This window comes from Nocardia stercoris, assembly GCF_003696265.1.
Lineage (GTDB): Bacteria > Actinomycetota > Actinomycetes > Mycobacteriales > Mycobacteriaceae > Nocardia > Nocardia stercoris.
Genome location: NZ_RFFH01000001.1, coordinates 635,619 through 658,103, shown reverse-complemented (window position 1 = coordinate 658,103; position 22,485 = coordinate 635,619). Strand labels below are relative to the sequence as shown.

At 68.5% G+C, this 22,485-nt stretch carries 22 protein-coding genes; 11 read left to right on the top strand and 11 right to left on the bottom strand.

Annotation, left to right across the window (positions count from 1 at the left end; all coding sequences use genetic code 11):
• Nucleotides 1–73: 73 nt before the first annotated feature.
• Nucleotides 74–1,189: a peptide chain release factor 2 gene (gene prfB / locus EBN03_RS02785; protein WP_122186767.1), complete on the bottom strand. Its 1,116-nt coding sequence runs from the start codon at nucleotides 1,187–1,189 to the stop codon at nucleotides 74–76.
• Nucleotides 1,190–1,364: 175 nt separating this feature from the next.
• Between prfB and EBN03_RS02780 the strand changes: the two genes are divergently transcribed.
• The 4 genes from EBN03_RS02780 (at nucleotide 1,365) to EBN03_RS02765 (ending at nucleotide 2,800) form a co-directional block, all read left to right on the top strand.
• Nucleotides 1,365–1,679, top strand: a complete 315-nt coding sequence (locus tag EBN03_RS02780) for a hypothetical protein (protein ID WP_122186208.1) — start codon at nucleotides 1,365–1,367, stop codon at nucleotides 1,677–1,679.
• Between the two features lie 173 nt (nucleotides 1,680–1,852).
• Nucleotides 1,853–2,152 (top strand): hypothetical protein, encoded by a 300-nt coding sequence (locus EBN03_RS02775; protein WP_122186207.1) that lies wholly within the window; start codon nucleotides 1,853–1,855, stop codon nucleotides 2,150–2,152.
• 29 nt (nucleotides 2,153–2,181) lie between these two features.
• Entirely contained in the window at nucleotides 2,182–2,463 is a 282-nt protein-coding gene (locus EBN03_RS02770) for a hypothetical protein (RefSeq protein WP_122186206.1), read from the top strand.
• A gap of 31 nt (nucleotides 2,464–2,494) precedes the next feature.
• The gene (locus EBN03_RS02765) at nucleotides 2,495–2,800 is read left to right on the top strand and encodes a hypothetical protein (RefSeq protein WP_122186205.1); all 306 of its coding nucleotides are present in this window, start codon (nucleotides 2,495–2,497) and stop codon (nucleotides 2,798–2,800) included.
• 60 nt (nucleotides 2,801–2,860) lie between these two features.
• Here the strand turns inward: EBN03_RS02765 and hisN are convergent, their stop codons facing one another.
• From hisN to EBN03_RS02750, 3 genes are all read right to left on the bottom strand, one after another.
• Nucleotides 2,861–3,643, bottom strand: a complete 783-nt coding sequence (hisN, locus tag EBN03_RS02760; protein WP_122186204.1) for a histidinol-phosphatase — start codon at nucleotides 3,641–3,643, stop codon at nucleotides 2,861–2,863.
• Between the two features lie 34 nt (nucleotides 3,644–3,677).
• Nucleotides 3,678–4,001: a hypothetical protein gene (locus EBN03_RS02755; RefSeq protein WP_122186203.1), complete on the bottom strand. Its 324-nt coding sequence runs from the start codon at nucleotides 3,999–4,001 to the stop codon at nucleotides 3,678–3,680.
• Nucleotides 4,002–4,243: 242 nt separating this feature from the next.
• Nucleotides 4,244–4,648, bottom strand: coding sequence for a hypothetical protein (locus tag EBN03_RS02750; protein WP_122186202.1), 405 nt, complete (start codon nucleotides 4,646–4,648; stop codon nucleotides 4,244–4,246).
• Nucleotides 4,649–4,869: 221 nt separating this feature from the next.
• Between EBN03_RS02750 and EBN03_RS02745 the strand changes: the two genes are divergently transcribed.
• The gene (locus tag EBN03_RS02745) at nucleotides 4,870–5,571 is read left to right on the top strand and encodes a hypothetical protein (RefSeq protein ID WP_122186201.1); all 702 of its coding nucleotides are present in this window, start codon (nucleotides 4,870–4,872) and stop codon (nucleotides 5,569–5,571) included.
• A gap of 147 nt (nucleotides 5,572–5,718) precedes the next feature.
• Here EBN03_RS02745 and EBN03_RS02740 read toward each other — a convergent pair whose 3' ends face one another.
• On the bottom strand, nucleotides 5,719–6,939 hold the full coding sequence (locus EBN03_RS02740) for an acyl-CoA dehydrogenase family protein (RefSeq protein ID WP_122186200.1): 1,221 nt from the start codon (nucleotides 6,937–6,939) through the stop codon (nucleotides 5,719–5,721).
• A 54-nt stretch (nucleotides 6,940–6,993) separates the two neighbouring features.
• On the bottom strand, nucleotides 6,994–8,379 hold the full coding sequence (locus EBN03_RS02735; protein ID WP_122186199.1) for an acyl-CoA dehydrogenase family protein: 1,386 nt from the start codon (nucleotides 8,377–8,379) through the stop codon (nucleotides 6,994–6,996).
• 309 nt (nucleotides 8,380–8,688) lie between these two features.
• Here EBN03_RS02735 and EBN03_RS02730 point away from each other — a divergent pair, with 309 nt between their 5' ends.
• Complete coding sequence (locus EBN03_RS02730) at nucleotides 8,689–10,326, top strand: acyl-CoA synthetase (protein ID WP_122186198.1); 1,638 nt, start codon at nucleotides 8,689–8,691, stop codon at nucleotides 10,324–10,326.
• A 53-nt stretch (nucleotides 10,327–10,379) separates the two neighbouring features.
• Here the strand turns inward: EBN03_RS02730 and EBN03_RS02725 are convergent, their stop codons facing one another.
• The gene (locus EBN03_RS02725) at nucleotides 10,380–10,604 is read right to left on the bottom strand and encodes a hypothetical protein (protein WP_122186197.1); all 225 of its coding nucleotides are present in this window, start codon (nucleotides 10,602–10,604) and stop codon (nucleotides 10,380–10,382) included.
• Between the two features lie 23 nt (nucleotides 10,605–10,627).
• Nucleotides 10,628–12,307 (bottom strand): sodium:solute symporter family protein, encoded by a 1,680-nt coding sequence (locus EBN03_RS02720; RefSeq protein WP_233608073.1) that lies wholly within the window; start codon nucleotides 12,305–12,307, stop codon nucleotides 10,628–10,630.
• Nucleotides 12,308–12,881: 574 nt separating this feature from the next.
• Between EBN03_RS02720 and EBN03_RS02715 the strand changes: the two genes are divergently transcribed.
• Nucleotides 12,882–14,429, top strand: a complete 1,548-nt coding sequence (locus EBN03_RS02715) for a GGDEF domain-containing protein (protein ID WP_122186196.1) — start codon at nucleotides 12,882–12,884, stop codon at nucleotides 14,427–14,429.
• 43 nt (nucleotides 14,430–14,472) lie between these two features.
• Here the strand turns inward: EBN03_RS02715 and EBN03_RS02710 are convergent, their stop codons facing one another.
• Together EBN03_RS02710 and EBN03_RS02705 are read right to left on the bottom strand one after the other, a co-directional pair.
• The gene (locus EBN03_RS02710) at nucleotides 14,473–15,258 is read right to left on the bottom strand and encodes a DUF6319 family protein (RefSeq protein WP_122186195.1); all 786 of its coding nucleotides are present in this window, start codon (nucleotides 15,256–15,258) and stop codon (nucleotides 14,473–14,475) included.
• A 209-nt stretch (nucleotides 15,259–15,467) separates the two neighbouring features.
• Nucleotides 15,468–16,880: an MFS transporter gene (locus tag EBN03_RS02705; RefSeq protein WP_233608072.1), complete on the bottom strand. Its 1,413-nt coding sequence runs from the start codon at nucleotides 16,878–16,880 to the stop codon at nucleotides 15,468–15,470.
• A 149-nt stretch (nucleotides 16,881–17,029) separates the two neighbouring features.
• On the opposite strand from EBN03_RS02705, the gene EBN03_RS02700 reads away from it, so the two are divergent.
• The 3 genes from EBN03_RS02700 to EBN03_RS02690 all read left to right on the top strand — a co-directional run bounded on the left by EBN03_RS02700 (nucleotide 17,030) and on the right by EBN03_RS02690 (nucleotide 20,905).
• Entirely contained in the window at nucleotides 17,030–17,602 is a 573-nt protein-coding gene (locus EBN03_RS02700) for a TetR/AcrR family transcriptional regulator (RefSeq protein WP_233608070.1), read from the top strand.
• Between the two features lie 37 nt (nucleotides 17,603–17,639).
• The gene (locus EBN03_RS02695; RefSeq protein WP_122186194.1) at nucleotides 17,640–19,433 is read left to right on the top strand and encodes an acyl-CoA dehydrogenase; all 1,794 of its coding nucleotides are present in this window, start codon (nucleotides 17,640–17,642) and stop codon (nucleotides 19,431–19,433) included.
• 398 nt (nucleotides 19,434–19,831) lie between these two features.
• Nucleotides 19,832–20,905 (top strand): substrate-binding domain-containing protein, encoded by a 1,074-nt coding sequence (locus EBN03_RS02690; RefSeq protein WP_122186193.1) that lies wholly within the window; start codon nucleotides 19,832–19,834, stop codon nucleotides 20,903–20,905.
• Between the two features lie 6 nt (nucleotides 20,906–20,911).
• Here EBN03_RS02690 and EBN03_RS02685 read toward each other — a convergent pair whose 3' ends face one another.
• Nucleotides 20,912–21,511 (bottom strand): TetR/AcrR family transcriptional regulator, encoded by a 600-nt coding sequence (locus EBN03_RS02685; RefSeq protein WP_122186763.1) that lies wholly within the window; start codon nucleotides 21,509–21,511, stop codon nucleotides 20,912–20,914.
• Nucleotides 21,512–21,603: 92 nt separating this feature from the next.
• Between EBN03_RS02685 and EBN03_RS02680 the strand changes: the two genes are divergently transcribed.
• Entirely contained in the window at nucleotides 21,604–22,479 is an 876-nt protein-coding gene (locus EBN03_RS02680) for an SDR family oxidoreductase (RefSeq protein ID WP_122186192.1), read from the top strand.
• Nucleotides 22,480–22,485: the final 6 nt, after the last annotated feature.

Here is a 22,485-nt window from a genome sequence, read left to right as displayed (position 1 = left end):
CCTACCGGGTGCACCGCACACTGCAAACCCTTTGATAGCGAACGGATATGACTCGTTTGGGCCGTAGTGGCACCTACTCGTCGTCACCCTTCATGCGCCAGCGGATCCCGGCCTCGATGAACGCGTCGATGTCGCCGTCGAGGACCGCTGACGGGTTGTTGACCTCGTAGGCGGTGCGCAGATCCTTGACCATCTGGTACGGATGCAGCACGTAGGACCGCATCTGGTTGCCCCAGGACGCGCCCTCGTTGGTCTTGAGGGCGTCCATCTGGGCCCGCTCCTCCTGCCGCTTGCGCTCGAGCAGCTTGGCCTGCAGCACGCGCATCGCCGAGATCTTGTTCTGCAGCTGCGACTTCTCGTTCTGACAGGTGACGACGACACCGGTCGGGATGTGGGTCAGCCGGACCGCGGAGTCGGTGGTGTTGACGCTCTGGCCACCCGGACCCGAGGAACGGTAGACGTCCACCCGGATGTCGCCCTCGGGAATGTCGATGTGGTCGGTGGTCTCGACCACGGGCAGCACCTCGACCTCGGCGAACGAGGTCTGGCGGCGGCCCTGGTTGTCGAACGGGCTGATCCGCACCAGCCGGTGGGTGCCCATCTCGACCGAGAGGGTGCCGTAGGCGTAAGGGGTCTTCACGGCGAAGGTGGCGCTCTTGATACCCGCCTCCTCCGCATAGGAGGTGTCGTAGATCTCGACGGCGTACTTGTGCCGCTCGGCCCAGCGGATGTACATGCGCATCAGCATCTGCGCCCAGTCGGCGGCGTCCACGCCGCCGGCGCCGGAACGGATGTTGACCAGGGCCTCGCGCTTGTCGTATTCGCCGGACAGCAGGGTGCGGACCTCGAGTGCCTCGACGTCGGCGTGCAGCGCGGTGCGTTCGGCGTCGGCGTCGGCGATGGCGGCGGCGCGGGCGTCGCCCTCTTCGTCCTCGGCGAGCTCGTAGAGCACCGGCAGGTCCTCGAGCCGCTGGCGGAGTTCGTTGACTCGCCGCAGCTCACCCTGGGCGTGGGAGAGCTCGCTGGTGACCTGCTGGGCGTGGTCCTGGTCGTTCCACAGCTCGGGGTCGGCGGCCTGGTGTTCCAGCTCGTCGATCCGGCGGGCCAGCTCCTCGACATCGAGCACGGCCTCGACCGTCTTCAGGGTCTGGTCGAGTTCGGCGAGATCTGCGGATACGTCAGGATGCACGATCATCCAATCTACCGGTTCCCCGCGGTAGTACTGTGCACGGCCCGGGCCGCCGACCGGCACTACCACGATGCGGACCGGCGCCGGAGCGAAATGAAATGAATACGCTTCGCATCTTCCGGGTATCCGCTATCGTTCGGGCGTTAGTGCACTTCCGAAGAAAGGCCTCGGCTTTATGAAACCGCTCGCCCCGATCGCTGCCGCCGGCTTCGCCGCGCTCGCGCTCGCCGCTGCCGGACCGGCTCAGGCCGACACGCTGCAGCTCACCCAGGTCGACACCGACGCCGCCGCGGCCCAGACGCCGGTGCAGGCGCAGGACATCGGCGAGTGTGACCTGAACCTCGGTTCCACGGGCGTCGGCATCTACAGCGGCTTCCTGTTCTCCAACGGCCACATCTACCTCGGCTCGGTCGACGTCGGCAGCAGCCGTCCCGACTGCTACCTCCTGCCCCCGCTCCCCCTGGGTTCGGTGTACGTCTCCTTCATCTGAGACCGGATACGAACATCCCGACAGCGGCCCGAGCTTGCAGCTCGGGCCGCTGTCGTCGTTGGCCCGGCGTCATCTTCGGGTCATGCGCCGGGAATTTGGAACAAAGATGCTTCAAATATGGGTCGGCCCCGTTACCCTTCGGCCACTGCGCTTTTGAAAGTTAGGTGTCTTCCATGAAGTCCTTGATGCCGGCCACTCTCGTCGGATTCGCCGCTGTTGCCCTCTTCTCCGCCCCTGCCGAAGCCGCACCCCTCGCCCTCGACCAGGCCCCCGCGGCCGCCGCGCCGGTCCAGGCCCAGGACATCGACCTGCTGTGCACCGTCGGCTCGGCCAACTTCGGTTCGACCCTGAACAACGGCAGCCCGGTGCTGAGCCTCGGCTCGATCGCGGTCGGCACGGGCGCCGCCCCGAGCTGCCCCCTGTTCCCGGTTCCGCCGCTCAACCTCGGCTCCGCGTTCATCGCGCTCGCCTGAGCACCCGTTCCCTACCGAGAGGTTCAGTCATGAAGCCCCTGATTCCCACGGCGCTGGCCGGATTCGCCGCGCTGGCCGTGTTTTCCGCGCCGGCCGAGGCCGCGACCACGACCGACAACGCTCCGGCCGCCGACATCGCGACCTGCGCCGCCAGCGTGGGCTCCGGCCTCATCGGCATCGGCACCGACCTCGGCAACGGGGCCCAGTACCTGGAACTGGGTCCGTTCAATGTCGGTTCCGGCGCTCAGCCGTCCTGCGGTGGGCTCGTTCCGCCGGTGAACCTGGGCTCCGCCTGGGTCTCGCTCAGCTGATCACCGGAATTCGAAGGGTCCCCGAAAACTCATGAAGAAGTTCCGCCTTCTTGCCCTCCTGCCCGCGCTGGCAGCAATCGTCCTGGCCGCCGCACCGGCGCAGGCCGACGAGGTGCCGGTCGCTCAGGCGCACGACATCGGCACCTGCGGAGTGCTGTTCCCGGGCTGGGACCTCGGCTCGATTCAACTCGGCACCGCCGTGAACATCCTCAACGGCGTCGTCGGACTGACCCTCAACGGTTCGGCCGAGGCCGGCTCCGGCACCGCGCCGACCAGCTGTGGCGGCAACGGCTTGCCGCCGCTCAGCCTGGGCTCGGTCTGGGTCTCGTTGAGCTGATGTCGAATTCGGCCGGTCGGGTGGATGCGCCCGGCCGGCCTTCGCATCTCCCGGGCGCGGTCAGCGCAGCCGGGACAGCACTTCGTCGTGCAGCAAGCCGTTCGTCGCGACCGCGCTACCGCCGTGCGGGCCGGACCGCCCGGTCAGATCCGTGAACGTGCCACCCGCCTCCCGGACCAGGATGTCCAGGGGCGCCAGGTCCCACAGCGATACCTCGGGTTCGCTCGCGATGTCCACCGCGCCCTCGGCGAGCAGGCAGTAACCGAAGAAATCGCCGTAACCCCGTGTGCGCCACACCTCGTCGGTGAGCCCGATCAGCTGGTTGCGCAGGCCAAGATCGCGCCAGCCGGACAGGCTGGAGATCGCGAGACTGGCCGACCCCAGGTCGCCCACCTTCGACACCGAGGCGCGGCGCGGCTCCTGCGCGCCGAAACGGGTCCACGCCCCCGCCCCCGCCGCGGCCCACCAGCGCCGGTCCAGCGCGGGCGCGCTCACCACGCCGACCACCGGAACACCGTCCGACAGCAGCGCGATCAGGGTCGACCACACCGGGACGCCGCGCACGAAGTTCTTCGTACCGTCGATCGGATCGATCACCCACTGGCGGCCGGCGAATTCGGCGTCGCCACCGAACTCCTCACCGAGCACCGGATCCTGCGGGCGCTCCTGGGTGAGCACCGCGCGCAACGCCCGCTCCACGGCCAGATCGGCGTCGGAAACCGGAGTCAGATCTGGTTTGCTGTCCACCTGGAGGTCGAGCGCGCCGAAGCGGGCACGGGTGATCGCGTCGGCCTCGTCGGCCAGCCGCAGGGCGAGTTCGAGGTCACCGGAGTAGACAGTCACGCGGCAACGGTAACGCCACCGGCACGCCCACCCGCTACTGGATCCGGCTGACGTCCGGCGCGATCCGTTTGGCGGCGACCAGGGTGCGCCAGGCCGCGCCCTTGCGCGCGCAGAGGGTGCGATCGCACTCCCGGTGCAGTTGCATGAACCGGTGCGCCTCGGCGACGGTCAATTGCCGTTCGGGCGCACAGTGATTGAGCGGTCCGGGCCAGACGTCGTCGCGCACCGACGGCACCGGCTGACCGGCGCCACCGCGGATTCGATCCGATTGCGCGCCGCGTCCCGGCAGCGACACGATCACCCAGATCAGTACACACGCTGCCGCCAACGCGCAGCACAGCGCGGCCAAGGCCGTCACGACAGTGGGCCCGGAAGCCGGAACGCTACGGTGCCCGGCACACGCGCCGGCACCACGACAGAGATGTCCACGGGAGGAGGTCGCCTTCGGGTATCGATTCGAGATCCATTGTGTCCCAAGGTTATGACGTGCGCTACCGACAGGAAGGAAACCAGCGGGAGACCGTGCCGTGAACGAAGGTCACGATTCGGTCCCTCGCGATGCGGGCCGCGGACCACGGCCCGCATCACTACATCCGCCGCTCAGGATCCGGCCGCGCCCAGTTCGCTCGCGGTGTGTGCGTACAGCGCTTCGGACAGGTCGAACCGGACCGAGTCGCCGGACACGCTGTCGTGCAGGCGCAGGGTACGCGGCCCGAAGACGATGCTGAGCCGGTCGGATTCGGGATCGACCGCGCATTCGACCCTGCGGCGATACGCGAACGGCACGGTCTGTCCCTCCCGCGCCGCCGCGATCACCCCGTCCACGCCCTCACTGCGCTCGAACAGGTCGTGGTCGAACAGGATGGCGGAACCGCCGACGGCCGCGCCGATGGTTCCGGTGACCTCCAGGTCCGCGGTGGCGAAGCCGGACTCGGCCGGCACCAGCGTCCAGTGGGCGGCGACTTCCGTGCCGTGACCGGCGGTCGAAAACTTGAACTCGAACATACGCAGAGCACTCCTAATACGAGGTGTGAACCCGACGACGCTAACGCCGGGTTACTGGCGTTCGGTTCGAAATCGCCTCGCTGCCAAGCCCTCTGGACTGCGTGTCGCACGAGACGCGCGGTAGCGAACGCAATTTTGCACAGTACGAACGAGATTCGGCGCGAGCCCGCTTTGTCGACGATGTGTGGCCCACGGCGGTCCGCCGCTGTACAACTACACCTATGGGGTACCCGGTGCAGTTCGGGCTGGCGCAGGCGTTGCTGGTCGTGGTCGGACTGATCGCGGCGGCACTGCTGGTGTCGGCGGTGGTCGACCTGCGGCCGATCGCGGCGCTCGAGGGGGAAGCGGCGGGAGGTCTGCGCAGGTTGCGCCGGTGGCGGGTGCGGCCGCGAATTCGATTGGGACGCGGGGCAAGTGGCGTGCTGGTGCTCATCCTCGCCGTCGTGCTGTTCGGGATCACCGCGCTGATCCAGACCTATCTCGGTCTGACTGGGGAGGTGAAGGCCGCCCATATCGTCGCGTCACCGTTGAGCAACGCACCCCACATGATGAGTGTCGAGCTGACGCTCTACGACGGCGACGGCAAGACCGCGTCGCGCCGCACCTACCAGGTCGAGGGCGACATGTGGGTGCTGCAGGCCGACATCGTCGAACTGAGCCACTGGGTCAACGTGCTCGGCGTCCACTCCGGTTACAAGGTGACCCGGCTGTTCGGCGAGCGCGAGGACGGCTCCCCCGTGACCAGCCCACAGATCTTCGTCAACGGCGGCGACGGCGACTTCTTCCACGACATGCACGACGGCAGTTGGTGGACAAAGCCTTTCGTCCGCTCCGCCTACGGCAACGCCGTCATCGCCACCCCCGGCGAGTACGACGTCTACATCTCCCAAGACGCCATCAAAACCCGCCCCGCGGGCCGCTGACGCTTCTCCACTGTCCCGCCTCGCGCAGTCGCCGGCGGCCTGGCCACGGCCCCGCTCACGATCTCGCCATCACAGTCGGAAGGATGCGGACACGAAACCGGCGCGGGCCCCCTGCGGACCCGCGCCGGAATTTCGTTGTGCTGCTTGTTACTTCAGCTTGTCGCTCCCCAGCCCCAGCACCCGCCGGGCCACGATGAGCTGCTGGATCTGCTGGGTGCCTTCGAAGATGTCGAGGATCTTCGAGTCGCGGGCCCACTTCTCCAGCAGGGTGCGCTCCGAATAGCCCAGGGGGCCGGCGATTTCCACGGCCTTCAGGGTTACGTCGGTGCCGGTGCGGCCGGCCTTCGCCTTGGACATCGAGGCCTCGAGCGAGTTCGGCTTCTTGTTGTCGGCCATCCAGGTGGCGCGCAGGGCCAGCAGATACGCTGCCTCCCAATCGGACTCCATGCGGAGGAATTCCGCGGCGGCGGCCGGCTGGTTGTTGGCGGGGATGTCGTAGGACGGCTCGATGCCGGCGTCCTTCAGCACCGAGCGCAGCTCCTCGAGGGCGGCGCGGCCGACGCCGATGGCCATGGCGGCCACCAGGGGGCGGGTGTTGTCGAAGGTCTGCATGACCCCAGCGAAACCCTTCTCCACGTTCACTTCCGGGCTGCCGAGGATGTTGTCGGCCGGGATGCGGCAGTCCTCGAGGCGCAGTTCGGCGGTGTCGGAGGCCTTGATGCCGAGCTTGTGCTCGAGGCGGGCCACGGTCAGGCCCGGAGCGTCGCGCGGCACGACGAAGGACTTGATGGCGGCGCGGCCCTTCGACTTGTCGACCGTCGCCCACACCACGATGTGGGTGGAGCGCTCGCCGGTGGTGACGAAGATCTTGGTGCCGTTGAGCACCCACTCGTCACCGTCGAGGACGGCGGTGGTGGACACGGCGGCGGAGTCGGAACCGAACGACGGCTCGGTGATGGCCATGGCGGCCCACACCTTGCCGAACCGCTCCAGCTGCTCGTCGGTGGCGACCGCGGCGATGGCGGCGTTGCCCAGGCCCTGGTAGGGGATGGTCAGCATCAGGCCGACGTCGCCCCACGAGGTCTCGAGCGAGTTCATCATCGCGGCCATGTTGCCGCCGTTGGTGTTTCCGAGCAGCTCGGTGGCGTGCGCGTCACCGGACTGGCGGTCGCCGGTGGCGCCGGAGACCTGCTGGGCGCCGGAATCGGACAGGCCCTCGATCATGGCGGCCATGGTGTCGAGTTCGACCGGGTACTCGTGCTCGGCGAGGTCGTACTTGCGCGAGATCGGGCGGAAGATCTCCGCGGCGACCTGGTGGGCCTGGTTGGCGCTGGCCTTCAGCTTCTTGGGGAGTTCGAGGTTGATCACGGAATCTGCTCCATCGGGTTGGTCAGGCGATAGTTGGCTGGTGGGCGGCTCGCGCTAGACGAGCACCACGCCCTCGCCGACGCCGATGGCCCGCAGGTCGCGGTACCAGCGCTCGACCGGGTGTTCCTTGGTGAAGCCGTGGCCGCCGAGCAGCTGCACACCGTCCAGGCCGATCTGCATGCCCTTGTCGGTGGCGAACTTCTTGGCCAGCGCGGCTTCCCGGGCGAAGCTCAGGCCCTGCTCGGCCCGCGAAGCGCCGCGCAGGGTGATCAGCCGCAGACCGTCGAGTTCGATGGCCATGTTCGCGACCATGAAGGCGACCGCCTGGCGGTGGGCGATCGGCTCACCGAACGCCTCGCGCTCCTTCACGTACGGGATCACGTAGTCCAGCACGGCCTGGCCGGTGCCGACCGCCAGCGAGGCCCAGCCCAGGCGGGCCAGCCGCACGGCGTCGGCGTACTCCTCGGCGCGCTGGGTGGCGTCACCGTCGCCGAGCAGGCCGGCTTCCGGCACGGCCACGTTCTCCAGGACCAGGCGGCCCAGGCCGGCGGCGCGCAGACCCATGCTCGGGTCGGCCTCCACGTGCAGGCCCTCGGTGGCGGACTCGATCAGGAACAGCGCGGGACGGCCCTCGAGTTCGGCGGCGACGACGAACAGTTCGGCGTCGGCGGCGGCCGGGACCAGGCTCTTCACGCCGGAGATCCGGAAACCGCCCGGGGTGCGGGTGGCCTTGGCCTGCAGGGCGAACGGGTCGAACAGCGCGCGCGGCTCGCTGATCACGACCGAGGACTGCGGGACGTTCTCGCCCGCGTAGGCGGTGAGGTAGGTGCGCTGCTGGGCGTCGGTACCCCACTGCGACAGCGCGACCGCGACACCGTTGGGCGCGAGGATCGGCAGCGCCAGGCCCATGTCGCCGTGCGCGAGGGCCTCGGCGACCAGGGAGTTGGTGACCGCGCCGCGCTCGGAGGCGGCGCCGTCGAGCTCCTCGGGGACGTTGATCAGGGTGATGCCGAGTTCGGCGGCCCGGGCGACCAGGTCGGCGGGGGCGGCCGCGGCGCTGTCGGCGGCGTGCGCGGCCGGGCGCAGGATCTCGGCGGCGAAGTCGCGCACCGTCTCGACGATCATCTGCTGTTCGTCGGTGGGGGTGAGGTCGAAGTAGTCCTTGTGCGCGGTCTCGTTGGCCGGCAGGCGCTTCGGCTTGTCGCCACCGGTGGCCTTGGCGAACACGCGGTTGGCGGCGCCGAGGGTGCGGAAGCCGGTCTTGGTGGCCTCGTAGGTGACCCGGTTGATGGGCTCGCGCAGCTTGTACTTCCCGGCCAGCTCGGAGCCGGTGACCGTGCTGAGAGCGCGCATCGCCGCACCCATCCAGTCCCGCTTGACCGGGTTCAGGCCCACGGCCGAATCCGGACGTCGCTTCGTCGCGCTGTCTCGAGTGCTCATTGTCACCAGTCTTCTCCAGGGTGGACGGAACCGATCCCATCTTACTTCTGAGTAAAGTAGATCTTACTCCAGAGTAAGAACCGGCGGCAACCGCCGCAGCGGAGTCGATCCGATCACGAAGATCCGCTGTGCCACAGCGGTACCACGGCACCCCCGTGATCTGGGTCATAATCGGTCCAGGAGCAGTCGGAGAGTCCGGCGTCCGGCACATTCCGGGCGCGCACACACCTTGCTAGGGTGTCGACCGCATTGGATCTCGAAGTGGCGATCTGCCCGCCCCACGGGCGGGCGCGGGGAAGGTTTGTTCCTATGTTGAGCACGGCTGTACGCAAAATCAGCGATCTTGCACTCTCGACCAACGCGATGCGGCGGGCCGGCCTGTTCGATCCGCTGCGCCTCGACCACGCCGCGATGTCGTTCGTCAACGTGTCGCGGTTCGGCCCGTTCGCCGGCATCGTCATGCACACCGCCCAGACCCGTCCGGACAACCCGGCCCTGGTCGACGAGCGCGGCCAGCTCACCTTCGGTGAGGTCGAGGCCCTCTCGAACCAGGTGGCGCGCGGCCTGGCCGCCCACGGCCTGCGCGAGGGTGACGTCGTCGCCCTGCTCGCCCGCGACCACCGCGGCACCGTGCTCGCGCTGTCGGCGCTGGGCAAGCTCGGCGTCCGCGCCGTGCTGATGAACACCGGGTTCGCCAAGCCGCAGTTCGCCGATGTGGCGGCCCGCGAGAAGATCAAGGCCGTCCTGCACGACAGCGAATTCGTCGAACTCATGAGCGCCATCCCGGCCGAGATTCCGCGCATCCTGACCTGGGTCGACGAGTCCGACAATGTCGATCCGTCGATTCCGACCCTGGATTCGATCGCGGCGGGCCGCTCCCCCGACCAGCTGGCGGCACCGCAGAAGCCCGGCGGCATGGTGATTCTGACCTCCGGCACGACGGGCACCCCCAAGGGCGCGCCCCGGGAGAAGGTCAGCCCCTTCATCACCGCGCAGTTGGTGGACCGGATTCCGTTGCCGCGCAACAGCACCATGGTCGTCGCGGCGCCGATCTTCCACGCCACCGGCCTGTCCCAGTTCGGTGTCGGGCTGGCGCTGGGCAACCGGATGATCTTCCAGCAGCGGCGTTTCGACCCGGAACAGACCCTGGCCAACATCGAGCGGTACCGCGCCGAGGCACTGGTCGTCGTACCCACCATGTTGCAGCGGATTCTCGACCTGCCCACCGAAACCCTCGGCCGCTACGACGTTTCGTCGCTGAAGGTCATCTTCGCGGCCGGCTCCGCCATTCCGGGCGACGTGGTCACCCGTGCGCTCGACCACCTGAACAACTCGCTCTACAACGTGTACGGCTCCACCGAGTGCGCCGTCATCTCGGTCGCGACTCCCGAGGATCTGCGTCTGGCGCCCGACACCGCCGGCAAACCTCCAGTGGGCATCCGGATCCGGCTCTACGACGAGAACCGCCAGGAGATTACCGCCCCGAATGTGCCGGGGACGATCTTCATCGACAACCCGCACGGTTTCAAGGCCTACACCGACGGCCGCACCAAGGAGACCATCGACGGATTCATGTCCTCCGGTGACGTCGGACATTTCGACAGCCGGGGTCTGCTGTTCGTCGACGGCCGCGACGACGACATGATCGTCTCCGGTGGAGAGAACGTTTTCCCGCAGGAGGTCGAATTCCTGATCGCGAATCGGCACGACGTGCTCGAGGCGGCCGTGATCGGCGTCGACGACCGCGATTTCGGAAAGCGGCTGCGGGCCTTCGTCGTTCCGGGACCGGACTCCAAGCGCGACGCCGAGGAGATCAAGGAGTTCGTGAAGACGAATCTTGCGCGCTACAAGGTCCCGCGCGAAGTTGTTTTCCTCGACGAACTCCCGCGCAACGCCACCGGGAAACTGCTGCGAAAGCCGCTGCAGGAGATGGAAATCGGCGAATAATCCCAGCCGGTGGCTGGAATTGACCGAAGCGGGCAATTCCACCACCGCCGCGGCTATTCCCCGGATTCGGTGTCGGCGGGACGCACCGGCCGCAACCGCATCCACAACAGCAGCACGGCCGCGACCACCAGCATGCCGATTCCCGCCCACAAGTTCATATTCCAGCCGCCGGCGGGGGCCAGGTCCGCCGCCCTGCGGTGGGACAGCCCGGCGGCGACCAACACCACCCCGTAACAGCCCAGCAGGGCCGCAACCACGGTTCGGATATCGAAAAGCATGATGTCCCACGACCTTTCCGGACTCAGCCGACCACGACGTTGAGCAGGATCACCAGCGCCAGCGCCAGCAGCGCCAGCGGCGCCGTCCGCTGGTACCAGGGGCGCGACGCCTCCGCCGGATCCCGCAGCTGCTCGCGCGGGGTGTCGGCGTAGGTCAACCCCACCAGCTCGGCGTCCGGCTTCGGCGTGGTGCGCAGGCTGACCAGCACTGTCAGCACCACGTCCACCACGAATGCCACCCCGGCGGCCAGAAAGCTCGAACCTTGGCCGGACAGGTGGATGACATTCGACTTGTACAGCACGAAAATCACGATGGCGCAGCCGGTTCCGATGACCAGCCCCACCCAGCCGGCGGTCGCCGTCGCGCGACGCCAGAACATCCCGACCAGGAAGGTCGCGAACAGCGGCGCGTTGAAGAACGAGAACAGCGCCTGCAGGTAGTCGAGGATGTTGGGGAAGCTCGCCGCGAAGGTCGAGGTGCCGATCGCCAGCACGGTCGCACCGACCGTGGCCCACCGTCCGACCTGCACGTAGTAGCCGTCGGGGCGGTCGGTGACCACGTACTGCTGCCACAGGTCGAACCCGAACACGGTGTTGAACGCGGAGATGTTGGCGGCCATCCCGGCCATGAACGCCGCCAGCAGACCGGCCAGCGCGACCCCGAGCAGGCCGTTGGGCAGCAGGTCGTGCATCAGGTACAGCAGGGCCTGGTTGTAGTCGGCGTCACCGTGCCCGGTCGCCTTGTAGTCGGCGATCTGCGGGACCAGCACGCCGGCCATCATGCCCGGCAGGATCACGATGAACGGGACGAACATCTTCGGGAAGGCACCGATGATCGGCGTGCGCCGGGCCGAGGACATGTCCGCCGAGGCCAGCGCGCGCTGCACCTCGACGAAGTTGGTGGTCCAGTATCCGAACGACAGCACGAACCCGAGCCCGAAGACGATCCCGATCACCGACAGGACGTTGTTCGAGAAGCCGGTGAGCTGGGTGGCCGGCCAGGAATGGATCTGATCCGAGCCACCGGGCAGCGCGCCGATCCGCGACTTCAGTCCGCTGACCCCGCCGACCCGATGCAGCGCCACCAGCGTCAACGGCAGCAGGGCGGCCACGATGACGAAGAACTGCAGCACCTCGTTGTAGATCGCGGCCGACAGCCCGCCGAGCGTGATGTAGCTGAGCACGATGACCGCGGCGAGCACGGTCGAGATCCACAGCGGCCAGCCCAGCAGGACCCGCACGATCGACCCGAGCAGGAACAGGTTGACGCCCGCGATCAGCACCTGGGCCACCGCGAAACTCACCGAGATGACCAGGTGGGCGCCGGTACCGTAGCGACGCCGCATGAACTCGGGCACGCTGCGGACCTTCGAGCCGTAGTAGAACGGCATCATCACCACGCCCAGGAACACCATGGCCGGTATCGCGCCGATCCAGAAGTAGTGGACGGTGGGCAGCCCGTACTGGGCGCCGTTGGCGGACATCCCCATGATCTCGACCGCGCCCAGGTTGGCGGAGATGAACGCCAGTCCGGTCACCCAGGCGGGCAGTGACCGGCCGGACAGGAAGAAATCGATGCTCGACGAGACTCCGGAACGGGCCATCCATCCGATTCCCAGTACGAACACGAAATAGAGGGCAACTAAGACATAATCGACGGGAGCGGCGTCCAACCGGAGGCTCGCCCCTGCGCTGAGAATCACTTCCGGCCACCCTTCGTCGTCGGGTAGATCGGGCTGCTGCGACGCGAGCCCGGAAACCGATGTTAAGCGGGCCGACTCTGATCAGAGTGCGTGTCGTACACGAGTGTTCTCGAATCCGGATCTTCCCATTCCGCACCCAGCCGGATATTTTGAAGCAAAGATCACCTTTTAAGTGCGACACTGGGGCGGGACGGACGGAAGGACCCGAGATGCCGAGGTTCCACCAGCACGCGGGAACCGCCTGCGTACCACCGGCGGGTGCATCCGGTCCGGCCTCGGAGATCGACATCTTCGATTCGCCACATGGCGAACGCCCGGCGTTTTACGCTACGAGTTTCCCCTTTGTGATCACATCGACGCGACAAGGGGGCCTTCGTCGTGTCATGATCAGGTCAGACGTCCAGACATTTCACGCGGAACTTCCGACCGCGTACCGGACGGTCAGTACATGCTCCACCCCTCGGTCCCGGCGGATCGAGGTGCCGGCGCCGGCGGTAGGCCCGCCGCGCGGCGGAACGTCCCGGGGCCGCCCGGGGCAGCGAGGTAGCGGGGACGGATCGTACGAGGGGGGCTGATGACGCACAGCAACGCACCGGCGAACGAAGGCGCTGGAACCGGTCGCGGCATCCACCGGCAATGGTGGGGTCCGCTCGCGCTCATCCTGCTGATCTGCATTCTCGCGCCCCTGTTCACCGCCACCATCCCGACGATCGCCGTCAGCCTGGCCGAGGCCGCCGTCGTCACCGCGATGATCGTCATCGGGCTGCATCGCCACCACCCGGCCGCGCCGATGCCCTGGTACCTGCTGGCCGCCTCGACCGTGTTGTTCTGTACCGGCGTCGTGCTGGCCGACACCCCCGGTTTCGGTTCGGGCACTCCGCTGCTGCTCGCCGGTTACGCGACCGTCCTGGTCGCCGCATGCTTGTGGCTGGCACCCCGCCGGCACGCCCACGACCGCGATCTGCTGCTCGACTCCGGCCTGCTCGGCCTGGGCGCGGTGCTGGCCGCGTGGACCTTCATGATCTCCCCGATGCTGCACCGCCCGGAGCTGACCGGCGGCGACCTCACGACGGTCATCGCCTATCCCCTGCTCGACGCCGGGCTGCTGACGGTGACGGTGCATTCGATCATCACCTGCACCCGGTCCGAGCAGTCGCTGCGGCTGATCCACACCGGGCTGCTCACCTTGGTCGTGGTCGACGTGGCACACCAGCTCGAGCTCATCGGCGTCGGCAACCCGACGACCAACCGGCTGCTGGAAGCCCCGCTGATGCTGTCGTACCTGCTGATCGGGCTCGCCGCCCTGCACCCGACCATGCGTACCGTGGGCGAACCGCATCGCGTCCGGCCCGATCAGTCCCGCAAGCGGGCCAGCGCCATCGCCGTGATCCTGGTGGTGGCCTCGCTCATCCCCACCTTCGGGTCCGGACTCGCCGCCCAGGACCGCATCGTGGTGTCGGTGCTGCTGGCGCTGCTGCTCATCGGCGTGCTGGTCCGCGGTGAGCGCGCCATCGCGCGCAGCTCCCGCAGTGAACGGCGGGCCCAGTACCAGGCCGACCACGACATGCTCACCGGTCTGGTGAACCGGTCGGCGCTGCTGCGGATGCCCGCGCGCAACCGGGAGCGCTGGGCAGGTAAGCCGTTGTGCCTGTTGTTCATCGATCTCGACGGCTTCAAGTCGATCAACGACAACCACGGCCACGCGGTCGGCGACGAACTGATCGCCAATGCCGCCGCCCGGATCCGTCGCACAATCCGCCGCGACGACGTCGCCGCGCGCTACGGCGGCGACGAGTTCGTGGTGCTCGGCTGCGCCGGCCGCCAGGAGGCCGCGGTACTCGCCGAGCGGCTGCTGGCCGCGCTGAGCAAGCCGTTCGAACTCAGCGTCGGCGAGGTCACCATCGCCGCCAGCATTGGCATCGCGTGCTCGCACGGCCGCGGCACCGAGAACTCGGTGTACGACCTGCTGCGGGCGGCGGATTCGGCCATGTACCAGGCCAAGCAGAACACCCTCGGGTACGTGTTCCACGAGGACATGAAGGCGGTGAAGACCGCACGGGTGCACCGGGTGCGGCCCGCGTCCGGCCGCCAGGCCGGGCAGCAGCGCCAGGTCACGCGATAGACCATATGAAGCGCCCGGCCGTAGCGGCCGGGCGCTTCGTGGTTCAGGACAGGTCGTCGAGCAGGCGGCGGGCGTTCTCGAGTTCGGCCTGCAGTGCCTCGACCCGGGCCCGCTGCGACGAACGCACCGACTCCAGCACCGAATCGACGACCTCGGCGACCTCGGGGTGCAGCAGGGCGGCCACCTGGGCGGCCGTCGAACCGGACACGACGAGCCCCTTGACCGAGCGCTTCTTGCCGTTCACCACGTCGACGGTCCACTCGCCGTCGGCGGTGCCGGACAGGGTGACCATGACCTCGACGGTGCGGACCTTGCGCGCCCCCGACGCCGGGGCCTTGGCGGCCCGTTGCCCGGCGGGCTTGGCCGCCGGCTTGGCCTCGGCGCCGGGCGCCGGGTCGGCCGGCAGCGACGAACTCACCGACGGGGAACTCACGGGGGCCGGGCTGACGACGGTCGACGGCTGAGTCACAGCGTTGTCCTTCCTGGAGGCGATATCCGGATCGGTGGCGGCGGTGCCGCCCGAGCGCGCGGCGGCGGGCTGTGCCTTGGCCGCGGGTTTCGCCGGGGCGGCGGCGCGCGCCGGCTTGATCAACGTCACTTCGGTGGGACCGAAGGACAGCACGTCCTTCGAACCCGTGGGGCGAACCTGCAGGAAATCTCCCTCGGCCGGGTCACCGAGGGCAATCACCTTGCCGGAGCGGCCTTCCGGGATGCCGACCGCCGCCGCGGTGAACCAGACCATCGGCGGACGACCACCCGCGATCTCGGTGGCGATCTGCTCGATCTCGATGTCGGACAACGACTGCAGGGTGGTTCGGCGGGACGACATGGTGCACTCCGGGGGCATGCTCGTGGATTTCTGCGTGCCAAGAGCATGCCGCACAGCACCGACAAGTTCGCTCTGCGTGCCGATCTCGACCGACGCGACGATGGTAGGTGCTGCGGCGCCACACCCCAAACCCGATACCGCATTTCGCCCGCACGACCACTTCGGCCGCGGTCCGTGCGGACCGCGGCCGAAGTGGTTGTCCGCGTGGGTCAGCGGGTCTGCCGCCGGCCCGGGAAGGTGAGCGCGACCAGGACGGTGAGTACCGCGATCACGACCGCCGCACCGAACGCGGTGGTGATCCCGCCGACCAGGATGTGGGCCGGCGATCCGGTGGCACCGCGGGTGGCGGTGCCGAACACGGTGACCAGAATCGCCAGCCCCAGTGCCGCACCGACCTGCTGGACGGTCTGCAGGGCGCCACCGGCGGCACCGGCCTCGGCCGGTTCGACGGTCGACATGATGATCACGTTCAGCGGCGAGAAGGCAAGTCCGATACCGCAACCCAGAAACAGCATGGCCACGAACAACAGCGGGAAGTAGCCGCTGTGGTCGGTCAGGCGCGTGAGGAGCGCCAAACCGGCTGCCATCGACAGGGTCCCGGTGAGGGCGAGCGGCTTGGGGCCCAGGCGGGGCAGCAGCCGCGGCACCAGCCGGATCATGGCGAACATCAGGATCGCGGTGGGCAGGAACGCGAATCCGGTTGCCAGCGCGCTCATCTTGCGCACTTCCTGCAGATACTCGGTGACGAAGAAGAACATCGACATACCGGCCATGGGGCCCAGGAACATATTCGCGTAGGCGGCGGCCCGGGTGCGGTCGGTGAACAGGTGCAGTGGCAGCAGCGGCTGTTCGTGGCGCAGTTCGAGCGCGACGAACGCCGACAGCAGCACGCCGCCTGCCAGCAGCGCGCTGATCGTGGTGGTGTTGCCCCAGCCGTCGGCGGCCGCGCTGATGAAGCCGTATACCAGGGTTGCCACACCCGCGGTCGCGGTCACCGCGCCCGGCAGGTCGAGCCGGGCGGCGCGCCGGGGCGCCTCGGGCAGCACCGCCATGCCGAGCAGTGCGATGGCCACACCGAACGGCACGTTGATGAACATCACCGAGCGCCAGCCGAACCACTCGGTGAGCAGGCCGCCGACGATCAGGCCGATCGCGAAACCGGCACTGGACATTCCGGAGAACAGGGCCAGGACGCGGATGCGGCGGGCGGGTTCACTGAAGGTGGTGGTGAGCAGGGCCAGGGTGTTGGGTCCGGCCATGGCGCCGCCGATTCCCTGCGCGACCCGGGAGGCGAGCAGCCAGCCCGCGGTGGGTGCGAGGCCGCCGGCGAGCGAGGCGAGGGTGAACAGGCCGATGCCGGCCAGGAACAGCCGGCGGCGGCCGAACAGGTCGCCGGCGCGGCCGCCCAGCAGCAGCAGGCCGCCGAAGGTGAGGGTGTAGGCGTCCATGACCCAGGACAGCCCGGTGGGGGTGAAGTGCAGATCGGTGCGGATGCGCGGCAGCGCCACATTCATGACGGTCACGTCGAGCACGATCATCAATTGGCAGGTCAGCAGCGTGATCAGGACGAGTTCGGAACGTGGGCGGACCCGGCGCTCCGGTTCGAGCACGGTGGTGGTCAAGAGGATCTCCGTCCGGGGCACTAAACGGAGACTATCTCCGTTTAGGATGGAGTTAGCATATGGACAGACCCTCCGATTCCGCAAGTCTATTCGGAGAGTCTCTCCGTTTCCAGCCCGAACGTATCGGGGTGACGTAGACAAGGACCGCCGTGGACGAACCGACGCCGGACCGGCCGATGCGCGCCGATGCCCGCCGCAATCGCGAGCGGCTGCTGACCTGCGCCCGCGAGGTGTTCGGCACCGACGGCATCGACGCGCCGCTCGACGAGATCGCCCGGCGCGCCGGGGTCGGGCCCGGAACCCTGTACCGCCACTTCCCGAATCGGGACACGCTGATCGAGGCGGTCTACCGGTCCAGCATCGAGACCCTGGCCGGCCTGGCCGCGGAGTTCGAGGCGGACTCCGACACCCCCGGGCAGGCCGTCCGCCGCTGGCTGACCGAGGTCTCGAACTTCTACCTGCACCAACGCAGCCTGGCGCTCGCCCTCAAGGCGGCCATCGATCCGACCTCCGAGACCTTCACCCTGTGCCGCAAGCTGCTCGTCGAGGCCGGCGGATCGCTGATGAACCGCGCGGTCGCCGCCGGCGAGATCCGCGACGACTTGGAACCGCTCGACCTGCTCCGGCTGGCCAACGGCATCGGCGCGAGCTGCGAGCACTCGCCGGAGTCGGCCGACCGACTCCGGTCCGTGATGTTCGAGGGTCTGCGGGTACCGGCATAACGTTGCGCCCGGTTGCGGCGGTCACGAGGATGGACGCATGGAATCGCAGATCATGTCCGCGCGCGATATCGAGTTCCTGCTCCACGAATGGCTCGACGTCTCGGCCCTGACCGAGCGCGAACGGTTCCGGGAACACAGCCGCGAGACCTTCGATCAGCTGCTCGAACTCAGCGAGCAGCTCGCGACCCAGTACTTCGCCCCGCACAATCGCGAAAGCGACCTGCACGAGCCGACTTTCGACGGCGAGCAGGTGCACACGCTGCCCGCGGTGGGCCGGGCGCTGGCGGCCTTCCGCGACGCGGGGCTGATCGGCGCCCCCATGGACGAGAGCCTCGGCGGCGCCCAGCTGCCGCAGACGGTCTACAACGCCTGCCTGAGCTGGTTCTACGCCGCCAACGCGGCCACCACCTCCTACCTCATGCTCACCATGGGCAATGCGAATCTGCTCGCCGCCCACGGCACTCCCGAACAGATCGACACCTACGTGCGGCCGCAGGTCGAGGGCCGCTGGTTCGGCACCATGGCGCTGTCGGAGCCGCAGGCTGGTTCCGATCTGGCCGGGATCACCACCCGCGCGGTACCGCAGGCGGACGGCAGTTACCGGCTGTTCGGGCGCAAGATGTGGATCTCCGGCGGCGACCAGGACATCAGCGAGAACATCGTGCACCTCGTGCTGGCCCGGATCCCGGGCGCGCCCGCGGGCACCCGGGGCATCTCGCTGTTCGTCGTGCCCAAGTTCCTGCCCGCCGCCGACGGCGGCGTGGGCGAGCGCAACGACGTGGTGCTGGCCGGGATCAACCACAAGATGGGCTGGCGTGGAACCGTCAATACCGCACCGGTTTTCGGCGACGGCGCGTTCACTCCGGGCGGGGCCGCCGGTGCGGTCGGCTATCTGGTCGGAACGGAGAACCGCGGTCTGGCCTGCATGTTCCACATGATGAACGAGGCGCGGCTGGGGATCGGCCTGATCGCCACCTCGCTCGGCTACACCGGGTACCTGAAATCCCTTGCCTACGCGCGTAATCGGCCCCAAGGCCGGGCGGCCGGCGACAAATCCGGGCCGGAGGTGCCGATCGTCGAGCACCCGGACGTGCGGCGGATGCTGCTCGCCCAGAAGTCGTATGCCGAAGGCGCGCTGGCACTTCAGCTGTACTGCTCCCGGCTGATCGACGACCAGCACAGCATCGATACCGAGCCCGAGCGGCAGCGCGCGGACCGGCTGCTGCGGGTGCTGGTCCCGATCGCCAAGAGCTGGCCCAGCCAGTGGTGCCTGATCGGTAACGATCTCGCCATCCAGATCCTCGGCGGCGCCGGATACACCCGCGACTACGACGTCGAACAGCACTATCGCGACAACCGCCTGAACCCGATCCACGAGGGCACCCACGGCATCCAGAGCATGGATCTGCTGGGCCGCGCGGTGGTGGCGGAGAACGGTGCCGCGCTGGCCACCCTGGTGGCGACGATCGACGCGACGGTGACCGCCGCGCGGGCCACCGGCGACGCCGAGCTCGCCGCTCACGCGGACCTGCTGGCCGCGGCCGCCGAGCGCCTCGCGGCGACGACCGCGCGGCTGTGGGGCACCGGCGATCCGCGGCTGGCGCTGGCCAATTCCGCGCTCTACCTGGAGGCCGCCGGGCATATCGTGCTGGCCTGGATCTGGCTGGAACTCGAGCTGGCCGCGCACGGCAAGCAGACCCCGTTCCACGACGGTAAGCGCGCGGCGGCCCGCTATTTCTTCCGTTTCGAACTGCCCGCGACCGGATACCGGTTCGATGTGCTGGATTCCCTGGACCGAACGACGCTCGATCTCGACGACGCTTGCCTGTGACCCGTTAATTTGCTGTAAAGATGCTACGAATTCGAATTAACTGAGGCCGGGCAGCTGGAGACATATCCCACTGGCTCCGGTCACGGCCGTGCCTGCCGGAACCGCGCATCCAGAGCCCGTCTGCGACCCCGCATCCGGGCGGAGATTTCCCTACTGACAACGGAAAACGATCCAAAAATACCTAACTGACCTGCCGATATTAGCCAGACTCAACCCGCCCGAAAACTATTCTCGATCGGAAATGATTCCGGTGACACCCGTATGCCACCACTCCTCCGATCACCTCCCACCGAATAGTGAGCAGATAGCTGATCGGTTGCACGAGCCAGGACCTCCCTCGATAATCCAATGACTGGGTACGCGCTCACGCGCGTGCAGTCGACTTTCGAGGAGTCCCCATGACCAGCACCCTCGCCCTGCCCGCCCGGAACGATGTCTGGCGCCTGGCACTCGTGGTCCCGCAGCAGGGGCCCGCAGGCATCATCGGCCCGTCGTGCGAGGCGGTCGCCGAGCTGGCCGCGCGCGAACTCAACACCGCGGGCGGCATCCTGGGCCGCGAGGTCGAGATCGAGATCGTCGACGGCGCCGCCGGACCCACCACGGTGGCGCGACGGATCGAGGAACTGATGGCGGCCGGCGCGATCGACGCGATCAGCGGCTGGCACACCTCCGATATCCGCAACACCCTCGCACCGATGGTCTCGGGCCGGATCCCCTACGCCTACACGGCGCTGTACGAGGGCGGCGAAACGCACCCGGGCGTCTACTGCACCGGCGAGACCCCGCAGATCCAGCTGGAACCGGCCATGCGCTGGATGCGCGACTTCGCCGGGATCCGGAAATGGTTCGTCGTCGGCTCCGACTACGTGTGGCCCCGCGACACCATGACCGAGGTCCGGAAGTTCGCCGGGGATCTGGGCCTGGAACTCGTCGGCGGCGCGTTCGTGCCGGTCGGCGGCGCGGTGACCGCCCTGGTCGAGCGGGTCGCGCAGGCCGACTGCCAGGCCGTCCTCATGCTGCTGCTCGGCCAGGACGCGGTCCGGTTCAACCGCACCTTCGCCCATCGCGGACTGGACACGACGCTGATGCGGTTCAGCCCGCTCATGGACGAGAACATGCTCCTCGCCACCGGTGCCGCCAACACCACCGGCCTGATGTCCGCGGCCGGGTTCTTCGACTCACAACGCGACGCCGACGCCGCCGACCTGCATGCCCGCTACACGGCACTGCACGGCCGTTTCGCGCCGGTCATCGGCGGCCCGGCCGAATCCTGTTACGAGGGAATCCGATTGCTGTCGTCGATGATCGAACGCACCGGGAGCTTCACCGCACCGGCCATGGCACCGGCGCTGGACGGCACCGCGTATTCGGGTCCGCGCGGCACAGTGGAGTTCCGGCACGCCCAGGCGCGCCAGCACATTCACCTCGCGGTCGCCAATGGTTCCGAGTTCGAGGTCGTCACCGACTTCTGAGCCGGCTCAGCTCGCGGGCCGGGCGGGAGCCGGGCGGCCGATCAGCATCCCGAGAATGTCGACCAGGCCGTCCACCGGCACGGTCGGATCGATCGCGCGGAACATGCCCAGGCCGACGCCGGCCGCCAGCACCACGGTGGCGAGCTCGCGCGTGGGCAGCTGTGGCTGCACGTCGTCGAGTGTGCTGACGCCCGCGACCAGCATGGAGACCACCCCGTCGATCCGGGCCGCCAATTCACCGCGCAACGCGTCGTCACGGCGGGCGTGTGCAGCGAACTCCGCTTCGAGGGTGGTCCAGCCCGGATCGCCGATGACCCGTTGCGCCCAGGCCCGGAACAGGTCCAGCCGGTCGCCGGAGTCGGCGGCGGCGGTCAGCTCCAGGACTTCGGCGATGTTCTCGGCCCGGACCTCGTCCAGGACCGCGGCGCACAGCTCGTCCTTGTTGCGGAAGTTCGAGTAGACCGCGCCCTTCGAGAAGCCGGCGGCGTCGGCCACCTTTTCCAGGGTGGTGGCGTGGTAGCCGTCGGCGAAGAACAGCTGCCGGGCCGTCTCGAGCAGCTGCGCCCTGGTCTGGGCCTGGCTTTCCGCGCGGGTCAATCGGGCCATGTGCGCATGGTATCGCATTGACATACCCACGGACTCACCATACCGTTGGCATTCGAATACCGACGGTCTCTCAAACTGGAACGGAACCTCCGATGCCCTATCCGAACATCCCGCTCGACGGCGCCGTCGTCGCGGTGACCGGCGGCGCCCGCGGCATCGGCCGCGCCACCGCCATCCGCTTCGCCGCGCAGGGCGCCACGGTCTTCCTGGGCGATCTCGACGCCACCGCAGCGGCCGCCACCGCCGCCGAGATCGGTTCCGGCGCACAGGGACTGCCGCTCGACGTCACCGACCGCGCGAGCTTCACCGCCTTCGTCGAGACCGTCATCGGTACCGCCGGGCGGCTCGACATCCTGGTCAACAACGCCGGCGTCATGCCACTGGGCGACTTCCTCGCCGAGGACGACGGCGTCAGCCGCACCACCATCGACGTCAACGTCTGGGGCCCGCTGCACGGCATGCGGATCGCGTTGCCGCACATGATCTCCCGCGGCCGCGGACACATCGTCAACGTCGCCTCGATGGCCGGCAAGCTGGTCGTGCCCGGCATGGCGGTCTACAACGCCAGCAAGTTCGCCGCGGTCGGCCTCAGCGGCGCCGTGCGCGCCGAGTACGCCGACACCGGCGTGAGCGTTTCGGCTATCCTGCCCAGCGCGGTGCGTACCCGACTGTCGTCGGGAGTGCCACTCGGCCACGGGATGCCGACCGTCGACCCCGAGGACGTCGCCCGCGCCATCGTCGACAGTGTGCGCAACCGCCGCGCCGAGATCCCGGTCCCCGGCTACCTCGCCGGCTGGGATCTGCTGCAGGCGGTCACCCCCGAGACCCTGATGCGGCTGGGCCGCCGGATCCTCGGCGACCGGCGTGCGCTGACCCAGGTGGATCACGACGTGCGCGGCGCGTACGAGCAGGCCATCGAAGAGCAGGCCCGCAACCGGCGCGCCGCCGACTCCCCCGAACTCCCCTGAGGAAGC